The 12,416-nt window shown below is 52.7% G+C and carries 10 protein-coding genes; 7 read left to right on the top strand and 3 right to left on the bottom strand.

The features are described 5' to 3' along the window. Positions 1-27: 27 nt before the first annotated feature. Together H627_RS16590 and H627_RS0102050 are read right to left on the bottom strand one after the other, a co-directional pair. Positions 28-540, bottom strand: a complete 513-nt coding sequence (locus tag H627_RS16590; protein ID WP_051225095.1) for a hypothetical protein — start codon at positions 538-540, stop codon at positions 28-30. Beyond that, positions 530-1,000, bottom strand: a complete 471-nt coding sequence (locus H627_RS0102050) for a GNAT family N-acetyltransferase (RefSeq protein WP_027827585.1) — start codon at positions 998-1,000, stop codon at positions 530-532. The genes H627_RS16590 and H627_RS0102050 overlap by 11 nt, the downstream gene beginning before the upstream one ends. 358 nt (positions 1,001-1,358) lie before the next feature. Between H627_RS0102050 and H627_RS0102045 the strand changes: the two genes are divergently transcribed. The 7 genes from H627_RS0102045 to H627_RS19910 all read left to right on the top strand — a co-directional run bounded on the left by H627_RS0102045 (position 1,359) and on the right by H627_RS19910 (position 12,122). Further along, positions 1,359-2,411 (top strand): DUF916 domain-containing protein, encoded by a 1,053-nt coding sequence (locus tag H627_RS0102045; protein WP_146995678.1) that lies wholly within the window; start codon positions 1,359-1,361, stop codon positions 2,409-2,411. Between the two features lie 40 nt (positions 2,412-2,451). After that, complete coding sequence (locus tag H627_RS0102040; RefSeq protein ID WP_155827885.1) at positions 2,452-6,393, top strand: hypothetical protein; 3,942 nt, start codon at positions 2,452-2,454, stop codon at positions 6,391-6,393. A 161-nt stretch (positions 6,394-6,554) separates the two neighbouring features. Next, the gene (locus tag H627_RS16585) at positions 6,555-7,712 is read left to right on the top strand and encodes an AI-2E family transporter (RefSeq protein WP_051225094.1); all 1,158 of its coding nucleotides are present in this window, start codon (positions 6,555-6,557) and stop codon (positions 7,710-7,712) included. Positions 7,713-7,796: 84 nt separating this feature from the next. Then, positions 7,797-9,182, top strand: coding sequence for a hemolysin family protein (locus H627_RS16580; protein ID WP_051225093.1), 1,386 nt, complete (start codon positions 7,797-7,799; stop codon positions 9,180-9,182). Between the two features lie 161 nt (positions 9,183-9,343). After that, complete coding sequence (locus H627_RS0102025) at positions 9,344-10,942, top strand: peptide chain release factor 3 (RefSeq protein ID WP_035439746.1); 1,599 nt, start codon at positions 9,344-9,346, stop codon at positions 10,940-10,942. A gap of 115 nt (positions 10,943-11,057) precedes the next feature. Next, entirely contained in the window at positions 11,058-11,963 is a 906-nt protein-coding gene (locus tag H627_RS0102020) for a diacylglycerol/lipid kinase family protein (protein WP_027827581.1), read from the top strand. A gap of 3 nt (positions 11,964-11,966) precedes the next feature. After that, entirely contained in the window at positions 11,967-12,122 is a 156-nt protein-coding gene (locus tag H627_RS19910; protein WP_155827884.1) for a hypothetical protein, read from the top strand. On the opposite strand, the gene H627_RS0102010 is transcribed toward H627_RS19910, so the two are convergent. Beyond that, a complete protein-coding gene (locus H627_RS0102010; RefSeq protein WP_027827580.1) occupies positions 12,119-12,322 on the bottom strand; it encodes a hypothetical protein in 204 nt (67 codons plus the stop codon). The two genes, H627_RS19910 and H627_RS0102010, sit on opposite strands and share 4 nt — an antisense overlap. Positions 12,323-12,416: the final 94 nt, after the last annotated feature.

The following is a 12,416-nucleotide window of genomic DNA, read 5'->3' as shown; positions in this document are numbered from 1 at the left end:
GAGCGCCTTTTTAATCCAAATAGTTCGTTATTTATTCGTCTTGATTGATTTAGGTCGTGGGTTGCGGACTTGAACCTCTTTGGTGCCCGTCCGCTCCACACTGAGTAAATCATAATCGATATATCCGCCAATCAATACCGAAATGAACATGATCAGCATCAGCCAGCCGATCAGCGACCACATGATCCATTCCCGGGGAAAGACGTTGCGCACTACCCAAGTGGCGACCCCGCAGAAGACGAAATCGATGCCCAGGTTCAGCACCCGTTTCTTCATGTCGCCATCGACTTTGAAGAAGTCCAGAATGTCCCGCAGCAGGGGCCGGGTGGCGTTGGCCACCAGGATGGCGAGGGGCCGTTCTACGGTGACTTTCAAGGCACTCATGACCACGGCCCCGACCGCGGCGCCGACGAAGGTCCGCCAGAGACTGGCACTGTGCAGCACCAGTGCGTTGTAGCTGGTGCCGATGACCAGCAGGGCACATAAATAGGGCAGCAGGAACAAGAACAGATAAACCGCGGCGATTTTCTTATTGGACATGGTTAGCTCCCTTAGCATCGGCGGCTAGCGGCTTGACCATTTCCCGATGGCGGATGCCGGCATCCAAAAATTCCGGCCGATCCGTTAGCGTATAGCCTAATTTCTCATAAAAAGGAATCGCGTGCACCTGGGCATGCAGCAGCAGGGCCGCGTAGGCGTTCTTCGCGGCATAGTCGGCCACCGCGTTCAGCAGGACCCGGCCAATGCCGTGGTGCCGGTCGGTTTTGCGCACCGCCATCCGCTGCACATCGCCGACGCCGTGCTCATCCGGTACGAGGCGCACCGTCCCTTCGGCGTGGTGGTCGTCATCGTAGGCGACGAAATAGATTGCTTTGCCTTCGTCGCTGTCCACCTCTAAGTCAGCGGGGACGTGCTGTTCTTGGACAAACACCTCTTGGCGAATGGCCAAGGCGTCGTCGTATACAGGAGAACTCAGGGAGGTCGTGATTTCAATTGCCAAGGAAGCCACTTCTTTCGTTTAAAAGTCAGTCAATATGTCCGTATTATACCATGCTCGATCGGTTCCACGACGCTGCCTGAATATGTCAATACCAATTTTCAAATGATATTTTGTCATTTCTGAAATACCAGTGGGAACTGAGCGGTATATAATAAAAAATGGGTGAAGTGGAACTTCCGATGGAAATCTGGAATAACTAGGCCAGTGAAGCAAAACACCCGTTGTTTTTTAACCGTTGTGATGCTACCATTTCAGATAGTTGTGAATAGGGAGTTTGGCCGACTATTTTCGGAAAACGGATTCTGATTCTTACGTTATTCTTGCCGGTAAGAGTACTGGTTTCATTGGAGGTGATGTCGTGCCCAGGAAATATATCATCCGGCCGTGGTGGCTGCTCAGCATCCTGGCGGTGTTGGTCGGCTTGTTTAGCAGTGCCGTCACTGTGCATGGCGCCGCCACAAAAACGCCGAAGAAGGCCTACGCCGTGAGTGCGGTGCTGCCGCCCAATCAGGTCGATGGCGCGTTGAATTATTGGCAGCTCAGACCGACGCCAAACCAGACGCAGACCCTGCAATTGCAGGTCGCCAATATCGGCAGCGAGCCGATTACCGTCGATGTCTATGCCAACAACGGCACCACCGACAGCAATCCGCAGATTATATACAGTCAGGCGGCCACCAGCGTGTACCCCAAGACGGCTACAAGTTTTGCCTCATTAGTCGTAGGGGCGAGGAAGAAAAGTGTGACGCTGGCGCCGGCAGCGGTGAAAGTCGTCGAGTTTACGATCCGAGCCCCAGCCAAGCAGTTTTCGGGTATGATCCTCGGCGGTCTCTATTCAGAAGCCGATGTGACCACGACAGCGACGCCGATTCGGCAGAAAGTGGCCTATCAGCGCAGCGTCGTGCTCCAAGGCAGCAACATCAACACCGAGCGGCCCAAGCTGAAGTTTGGCACGGTGCAGCCGGTGGCGGAAGCCGGTAAGCTGGCCCTGCGGCTGGTCACCAGCAACGATGCCCCAATGTACGCTTACGCATTGACGACCGATTTGACGGTCACTAATCGCGGTACCAAGAAACGAGTCATCCATACGACCGCCCAAAACGGCAAGGTCGCCCCGCAAAGCCGATTCAATTGGCAGTTCCCGATACATAACCTGCCCGCCGGGGCGTACCGCATGACACTGGTGGTGGCCGGCAATAATGTTGCCCGCCAGACCATCACCCGCAATTTCACTATTGAACAAAGCCAGGTCCAAGCCCTGGCTGATTATTCGTCGCCCAATCGGCGCAACATGATCATCGTCGTTATTCTGGTGATACTGATCATCATTTTGATGATTGCCGGCTGGGTCTTGATCTACAATAAAGGCCGCCGCCACGGCGAACGGCTTTGGGATAAATTAAAGCATTAAGATACTTAGGATTTCAGACATAATTACTGGGGGAATTTTGATGAGGATCATCAAGAGACATAGAACTAAGCAGGGACTCGTCGGCCTCCTACTGGCCGCCCTCGTGGGGGGTGCGTTGATTGCTGGTAGTGGGCCGCAGGTGAAGGCGGCGACTATTGGGGATGTGTTGGATAATAGCACGCTTTCAACAAAGACAAATAGCAGCGGGATACCGCAAGTAGTTACACCTACAGGCGATCCGTGGAGTATGTACCAGATTCCAGGATTAGGCCGAGAGCGAAAGCCAAGTGAGGGATCGTTTGTTAAATGGGGGTACAATGGCTGGTCTGGCGCAAGTGCCGGGATGCCCTTGTCCACCGATGTGTCCGGCGGTGGACAGAGTGCTGTTAATCAAACCAAATCTGATTGGAATGGTGGTGTGACCGGATCGCCCGTTGCAATTTCATTCAATAATGCCGGTTCTTCCAATGGGAAGCCGTACTTTTCATTAAATTATGTTGATAAGGATGATCTTGTTGATTTTGGCAGTAGTGATACTGCACCACAGGTCACACAAGATTGGGCTAACCAGACAGTTAGTGCGGCTGATAAAACGCAAATTTATAATTCTACTGGCGTCTCTTCCAAGATGAAGAGTAGTGATGGAACGCCAACTGGCACTCCCAAGTTGGATACCGCAAACGCGTCATTTGATGGCGGATTTGTCCAGGCCACTGGGAACGTTCCTATTTCGGCAGCTGTGGCAAACTCGCAATCCCTTGCAGATGCGACAATGGCAGGTGATTGGGCGGTAATGGTACGCGTTCAAGTGGCGGATGGTATTGATGCCAAAGCGTGGGCAGCAAGTGTTGACTGGAATAAGTCATACTATTATTTGACTATTAAGACAATTTCAATTGCTGGTACGAGCTTTACCATTAATTTTCCGATGCAATTTGATCACCATATTTATCTTGACCCTAATAATAAGAATACTTTCTTTATTAAAGTTAAAGGCCTGCCTTTTTGGGCTAAACAAACATCTCCGACGGCGGCATCTGGTTGGCCAGGACAGGGTCCCGACGATCTTAACTCTACTGTTCAACTTCAATTGCAGGACGGCGATGCAGACTATGTTGATTATCTGAATAATCGCCAAATCAATGCATCCACGAACACGGCTAGTACTCTTGATAATTTGGTTGACGCCAAGGGCAATGTTGCCCCGGGGACAGATTTAAATGACGAAAAATTAACCACCAAAGACGTGAATGGCGATACTCAGCCTGCATTTGCCAAGTATAAACACTCTTCGGCATTACCTATTTTGGGCAATCCACTTTGGAATATATGGGATGTGACAGGCATTGGTTGGGTCGGTCCGAAGGGCGCACTGTATAATGCTGGACCGACAGGACGTATGATTACGCTGTTGAATGCTGTTCCAGGAAAAAGTAATTCTATTCCTGAAAGATATATTGGCGACGGGGTTTCTACCGCCTATGTGGCTATTCTTAATTGGTTTACAAGCAATATGTTTACAGGCAGTGCACATATCAACTTTTCCTTTGATATGTCAAAGTACGCGGCAGGTACTTCCACGAACGAGCAGGCCCTCACTGCTGGCCGTTTCTTTGCTGCACCTAAAGCGGATGGTACATTCAATAGCTCCACGGAGAGTTCGACAGGGCAAACTGCTACAGATACAATTAAAATCACCATGTATGATTCGTCTCAGCTGGTTGATCCGTATAGTTTGACTAAAGGATTGGATCGGACTAGTACTAGTCGAACCAGCCCTTTGAGACAAACTTTGCATACAGCTGATTCTTCTGCCCTGAATGCAACTAAGGGCGGCCCAGCAGGGATGACCCCAGCTGACTATGCGGTGATTAATAAGGATGATTTGGACAAGGGAACGCCATACCCAACGTACACTAACTTTACGTCTTGGACGGGGGCCATCATCCCATACGATCGGGAGCACTGGTCCGATGACGATAGCACAGAAAGCACCTCATTTACGGACACAATGCATTCTCAGGGTAAATTTGGGACCGACTTAAGATACCGTACCGCGTCCCCTGATCCGGCTAATGATGGGGTACTAGTGAATGATGGCTCCGCATTCAATATCGATAAACCGACGGATTTCAAGACCAACTATATTGATCAATATACCCCGATTTTTGATAAGACCAACACGGCAAAGCTAACTACTGCGGGGGTCGTCAAACCGCAGCGTTACGCCAATGTTTACTCGCTGTATAATTACGTCAATGGTGTGGGAACGTTGCCGAGCAGTAATGAGCCTGTGCCGGTTTATACAAGCACAGGAACTGGCGGTAACAATCTCAGCGTTACAGCTGGTCAGGAAATTGCAACGAAACCGGCTGTCGCGACTAATGCGGCCAAGGGAGCCACGAGTGTTACGTCGTCTCTGGATAAGGGGAGATGGCGTTACACCGGAACCATGGACAGCGGCGGCGGGGCTTTGCCGCTGGCAGATGCTACAATCAGCCTTTCTCAACCGTTGAAACCGCAACTTACACTGAATGGTCAGAGTCCTTACATTGTGAGCGACGCCCAGCTCAATGCCGGTGGTGGCGTGACCAAACAGCTGGGCACATGGCGTGATCCGTTGGGCTTGGTGGTCCAAACCGCCCAAAGTGACAACCTCAGAGGGACTGTATCTGCCTCCAATACCCAAAAGCAGAATACTAACTGGGATAGTATTCAGAACATGGATACGAAGGTACACGGGATGTCATTTAATGCAGCGAGTGCCAATGTGCTGCCTGATCCAACCCAGCCTTCTACCAAGGCCGGCGGCATTACCCATGATGATCAAAGCGATCCGCAGGCCGTAACGTTTAATTACAAACTGCCCTGGAATCAGACCGACACTTCCCGTGTGTATTATGGACAGGTCGATTTAACCCGAGCAGCTGCTGTACCGCTTCGAAACAGTTACACGTTAAATCTTGGTGCGGCCGATAACACAGCGACAGCGAACTATCTGATCATTCGGAACAGCGAAACACCATCAACTAACACGTACCAGATCAAGAAGTATTTCAATACAACCGGCAATCCCACGACCCATCTCCTCACAACTGCTGACAACGGTCAGAAGATTCCGGTCAAAGCGGACGCCACAGTATCGACGGCGGGCAAGAATACGAGTCAGACACTTTCAATTTGGGTGCCTAAAGTCGCAGGAACGACGATTGATGATTTGCCAGTGGTGACTTCCGCCGATGGTTCAACGGCAACAGTGACCAATACAACAAGTCAGCAGTCCACCCAGATTCAAGCCCAGTACTATGTGTATTCGGCGCAATTCAGTAAAGTGCCGGCCAACTTCTCTTACACCTATGCGTATCATGTTGGTACGAGTGGGGTGAGTGCAACTGCGTACAATCAGCAGTTAGTCGATCTGGTTATGAGCAGTTCACAATTGCTGGGTCAGACGAATGCCATTGACTTCAAGATTTCGCAAGGCGTTAACCTGCTCCATGCCCCGAATTTTGACTTTGGGAAAAACACAACACCGACTACTGCTGCAAACTACAAGTTGACCGATGCTGGCAAGGCTGATGCGTACTTTGAAGCACAAGAAAATGATGGTTTGCCATATACAAACACGTATACTTGGATGCTTTCAGCCACCATGAACCCGTTCAAGCGTTCGATGACCGATACTGGGTATAACAACTTCAACGTCATTCTTGGCAACCCTTATCTGGACGCAGCCGGCACACAGATCGACAGTGTCGACGAACACCGACCAGATGTCAATGGCTTGATATCTGACGGCTACTCGTCATCTCGGTTATTCTACGTCGATCCAATGAAGGAACCAGATACGCAGAGCTACGACGTCAATTCAATCAAGCGATATTATCCAAACGCCAACCTGACTGTGCCGCCCCAAATAATTACACCGGGTAAGTACACGTCAACAGTGACGTATACCATAAGTGACAACGGCAGTATCTGATAGTCGCACCATCTGATCCGAGACGATTTCCTTGGGAAGTCGTCTCGGCGTTAAGTCAATTCGGCCGCGCCGCCCTGCATTTTCTTCGGAAAAGCGGGGCGGCTTTTCTACTTCTTCCGGCACTGGTCTGCTAAACTAGAAGAAGAAGGGCAGGGAGCGTTATGTTCAAGGAAATGCGGGAGTCGAAGCTGTTTTACTGGTCGGTCCAGATTCTGGTCATCGCGACGCTGGTTTGGGTGTTTTCGCAAATTGGCTGGGTGTTTACGCCCATCGCCACGTTTTTTAGTACACTTTTTGGCCCGATCATCGCGGCGGGTTTCCTATTTTATATGCTCAATCCGCTGGTTAAATTGTTAATGAAGCTCCATGTTCCCCGGCGAATGGCCATCGTGTTGTTGTTCGTGCTCTTGCTGGCGGCGGTGGCGCTGGTGTTTGCGGCAATTATCCCCAACTTGATCGAGCAAGTGACCCAGGTGGTGGATAACTTTCCCGGCTTTTTGAGCGAATTGCGCAAGTCCTCCACCGCCTTTCTCAATACGCCGCTATTGCGCCGCTTCAATTTAACGGAGTCGCTGACTCAGTTGAAGCTGGATCCGGCGACGATCCTGCGTTCTGTCTTGAGCGGTGTATCCAATAATATTGGCGGGGTGGTGTCCTCGGTGGGCAGTGTGGTGATTTCGGCCATCACGGTCCCAGTCATGCTGTATTACTTCTTGCAGGATGGACACAAGCTGATCCCCAACATTCAGCGGTTCTTCCCGAATCGGCTGAATGATCAGATCAGTGATGTCCTGACGAAGATGAACGAGACGATTTCCCACTATGTGGCGGGCGAAGCGCTGGAGCTATTGTTTGTCGGCACGTTCACCGGCCTGGGTTATCTGATCATTGGGATGCCTTACGCGCTGTTGCTGGGCGTTGTGGCTGGTTTTATGAATATCATTCCGTACCTGGGGCCCTATATTGGCTTGGCGCCGGCCTTGATCATCGCATCCACGATTTCTTGGGAGCAGGCGGCGCTAGTCTGTGTCGTTGTCGTTATCGTTCAGCAGCTGGACGGCAACTTTATTTATCCCAATGTCGTGGGCAAGGCGCTGGATATCCATCCGCTGACGATCATTATTCTGCTGCTGGTGGTGGGCAATCTATGGGGCATCATCGGCATGATCATCGGGGTGCCGATCTATGCTGTGGTCAAGACCGTCGTTCAGTATTGGCACAGCATCCGCGTGTTGCGGGAGAAGGGCGAACTGACGGAGTTCAGTACGACGCCGGTGCGCTGGCATTTGCCCCAAGAACCGCCGAAGAAAGATAAGTAGGGGCCGGCTTGTATTCACCCGGTTGCGTTGCTATAATTCTAGTAATATTACATTTTTTCAATCGAAAGCGAGTGTGGTTCTATAATGAGTGGTGACCCTGGAAGTACGAGCATGGGTGGTCAGATAATTTTGATCGTCATTTTGACAGCGGTGAACGCGATCTTCGCGGCCGCGGAAATGGCGATCGTATCCGTTAATCGGCCGCGAATCGAGGCGGAAGCCAAGGACGGCGATAAGAAGGCAGCCAAACTGCTGCTGGTGATGAACAATTCCAGTCAATTTCTGGCGACGATTCAAGTAGCCATCACCTTCGCCGGCTTTCTCTCCTCCGCCAGTGCGGCCACATCCATGGCATCGCGCTTGGCACCAGTCTTTGGGGATGTCGCGTGGGGCGAAGAGGCCTCGACAGTAATCATTACCCTGGCGTTGTCCTACATATCGCTGGTCTTCGGGGAACTCTTCCCGAAACAAGTGGCGCTGGCCAATCCAGAGGGGGTCGCTAAGGCGACTGTCGGCATCGTTAAGTTCACCAGTACGTTCACCAAACCGTTCGTTTGGCTGTTGTCGGCTTCGACCAATATTCTGACGAAGCTGACCGGCCAGAAGGTCAAGCGGGAAGAGGATAATATGACCCGGGAAGAAATGCTCCAGGTCATCGAAACCTCCCGCAAGACGGGGCTGATCCGGCCGGATGAGTATCAAATGCTGGAAGGGATCATCACCTTCAACGATAAGATGGCCCGGGAAGTGATGGTGCCCCGGACGGACGCCTTCATGATCGACATTCAGGATAACGACCAGGAAAATATCGATGATATTCTGTCCCAACCGTTCTCCCGGGTCCCGGTGTACCGGGGCGACAAGGATGAGGTCGTCGGGATCGTCCACATCAAGCGCCTGCTGAAGCGGGCCCGGGCTGTGGGCTTCGATCACTTGCAGATCGCGGACGTGATGTCCGAACCGCTCTTCGTGCCAGAAACCATCACTATTGATGAACTGCTGCGCGAGATGCAGAAGACCCAGCAGCAAATGGCCATTCTGCTGGATGAGTACGGCGGCGTGGTGGGCTTAGCCACCATTGAGGACTTGCTGGAAGAAATCGTCGGCGATATCGACGACGAATCCGATCACGTGACCACGCTGTACCACAAGGTCAATGACTATGAGTTCGTTGTTTCTGGGAAAATGACCATCACTGATTTCAACGATGAATTCGGGTTGGACTTGTCGGCGGATGACGTCGATACCATCGCCGGGTACGTGGTCACGGAATTGGGGAGTATCCCCACCAACGGCCATCCGATGACACTGGATATCGGCTACGGTTTGCAGCTGGTCACGGGTCATATGGACGGGTCGCGGCTGGAAACAGTTTACCTGCGCCTGCCCCAACGCTCAGCCGCTGCTGTTGCCGCTCAAGAGGAAGCCAAGACCAATGATCCGCAGCACATGTCGGTGAATGCCGGATAATTTCATTTTGTGCTAAAATAGGCGTTACAGCCGCAGAGGCTGTAGCGCCATTGCTTTGTTTTCAAGAATTCGAGGAGGACCATTATGCGCGGGACCGTCTGGTAACGGCCTTTATTCTCATTGTCAGGCACTTAAGCAGAGAATAAAGGAGACAACCAATTATGATTGATACATTAACCAAGAAGGATCTGGACCAGGCCATTGCCAAGCGCCGGACCTTCGCTATTATTTCCCACCCAGACGCCGGGAAGACGACGATCACTGAACAGATGCTGTTGTTCGGCGGGGTGATTCGCTCGGCCGGGACCGTTAAGGGTAAAAAGAGCGGCCAGTACGCCACCAGTGACTGGATGGAAATCGAAAAGAAGCGGGGCATCTCGGTGACCAGTTCCGTGATGCAGTTTGATTACGCCGGCAAGCGGGTCAACATTCTGGACACCCCGGGGCATGAGGACTTCTCGGAAGATACCTACCGGACCTTGATGGCGGTGGATGCCGCGGTCATGGTCATCGACACGGCTAAAGGGGTCGAGCCCCAGACCAAGAAGCTGTTCCAGGTCGTGAAAAAACGGGGGATTCCCATTTTTACCTTCATGAACAAGCTGGACCGGGATGGTCGGGAACCGTTGGATCTGATCGCGGAGCTGGAAGACCTGCTGCACATTGAGGGCTACGCCATGGACTGGCCCATCGGGATGGGCAAGGGGCTCAAAGGCATCTACGATCGGCAAAACAAGCGAATCGAGCTGTACCGCTCCGAAGCCAAGGGCGAGAACTTTATCCCGCTGAATGCGGACGGCACCATTGATCCCAGTAATCCCTTGACTGAAGAGGGCGAGTACCAGGATACCTTGGGCGATATTGACCTGCTGAATGAAGCTGGAAATAAATTCGACTTGGCGAAGATCGCCAAGGGTGAACAGACGCCGGTGTTTTTCGGGTCGGCGCTGACCAACTTTGGGGTCAAGACGTTCCTGGACAGCTTTTTGAGCATGGCGCCAGGACCCAGTGCCCATGAGACCGTGGACGGTGATAAAATCCAGCCGGATTCCGATGACTTTTCCGGCTTCGTCTTCAAGATTCAGGCCAACATGAACCCCAACCACCGGGACCGGATCGCCTTTGTTCGGGTGACCTCCGGCGCCTTCGAGAAGGGCATGGACGTCACCCTGGCCCGGACCGGCAAGACGCTGCGGCTGAACAATGCCACCGAATTCATGTCCGATGAACGGGAACAGGTCAGCCAGGCCGTGGCCGGGGATATCGTTGGTCTGTACGACACCGGCAACTTCGCCATTGGTGATAGTATTTATACCGGCAAGACGAAGGTTCAATTCCCTAAGCTGCCTCAATTCACCCCGGAACTCTTTGTCCGGGTGACGCCGAAGAACGTGATGAAACAGAAGTCCTTCCATAAAGGCATGAAGCAGCTGGTCCAAGAGGGGGCCATTCAGCTGTATCGGACCTATAACACCGAGGATTATGTCCTGGGGGCGGTCGGTCAGCTGCAATTCGAAGTCTTCCAGTATCGGATGCTCCACGAATACAATTCTGAGGTTGAAATGACCCCGATCGGTTCTCGGACGGCCCGGTGGATCGATCCAGAACAACTGGATCCGAGCATGGCCTCGTCCCGGAACCTGCTGGTCAAAGATTTGGCAGGCAATCCGCTGTTCCTCTTCGAGAACCGCTTTGCCGAGAATTGGTTCCACGATAAGTACCCGGACGTGAAGCTGACCGCCAAGTTCGAGATGGATTAATCTACCAGGCGGCGCGCAGGCCGCCCGGTATGCTAAGATAACTATAAGAATACCACGCTTTGCCCACCGGCAGGGCGTGTTTTTAGATACTGAAAGTGGGAAAGGTGGGGTTTCCGTGATTCAACGGGTAGGTATTTTTTACAATGACCAAGCCGGTCACAGCCAATCGGCTCGGCTGGCCAGACAGTTCGCGGCCAAAGCGGCCAAACAAGGCATCCAGTCCGCCTATATCACCGCGCCCAGCGTGGATGAGGCGATCACGGCGGTGGCTAAGGCGGCGCACAGGTATGACGCGCTGGTGGCGATCGGCGGCGACGGCACGCTGAACTTGGTGGCGACGGCCTTTCTGCGCGCTAAAAAGACCGTGCCGCTGGGAATTATCCCGGGCGGCACGGTGAATAACTTAGCCCATCAGCTGAATATTCCGCCGCTGCCCTTGATCGCGATTGATCGACTGGTCACGGCGATGACCCAGGATCATACCGTCAGTATCGGCATCGGCCAATGCGGCGACCACGCCTTCGTCAGTTCGCTGGTCTTTGGGGCGTTGGCCGATATTTCGAACCAAGTGCGGCAACAGGAGAAGCGCAAGTTCGGGCCCATCGTCTATTTAGCGAAGGGGGTGCAGCTGCTGGTGACGAATCGCTCGTATCGGATCGAAATGATCCATGACGGCGGCAGTGAGACGTCGCGGATTTGGACCGGTTTGGTGACGACCACGAACGGGGTCGGCCGAGTGCAGTATATCCCCGACGATGAGTCCGACTTGCTGCACGTCTCGCTGCTCCATCATTTCCGCTGGAACGAGACGCTGACATACTTGCGCTACTTCCTCAGCGGCCACTTCGATCAGATGAAGGGTGTGACCTATTTCACCACGGAAAAGCTACGGTTGGTGCCGGTGAATGCGAAGCACACGATTCGGCTGCGGCTGGACGGGGACAAGGGACCGGCGCTGCCGATGACCATTCGCTGGCGGCCGCGGTATTTGCCGGTGCTGTTACCGAAGGAGGGGAAGTAGAGCATGACAGTGATTATTCTGGCGGCGGTCTTGTTTACGATCCTGCTGGGCTATCTGGGTCTGCACCAGCAGCACCCGAAGTGGCCAAGGATCGCGGGACTTTTGCTGCTGCTGGAAGCGGCGTTTTTCCTTTATCTGGTCTTTGACCGGTCGTGTTAGTAAACTTCTGCGTCTGATAGCGGACGGATTTCTCCGAGACGCGGCAGGTCCCGATGCCGAATAAAAAGTTTCACTTCGCCTGTTTCGTCGTCTACTTCCGCAAAAACTGGGATACTTTTGCTCATCAACCCATTGCCGATCACCGTCACAGGCCCGCCGCCATAGGCTGGAGTCCGCGTATTATAATACTTTTTAGCCATCACTGGTTCGCTCCTTTCTCAATATACTTGGAGTATAGAGCAGTCGGCAGGAAAAGGCTATCAAAGCAGTACACAAAAACACCGAGTCGCCGCT

It is taken from the genome of Schleiferilactobacillus harbinensis DSM 16991, assembly GCF_000425885.1.
Lineage (GTDB): Bacteria > Bacillota > Bacilli > Lactobacillales > Lactobacillaceae > Schleiferilactobacillus > Schleiferilactobacillus harbinensis.
This window is presented reverse-complemented; position numbering and strand designations above follow the sequence as displayed.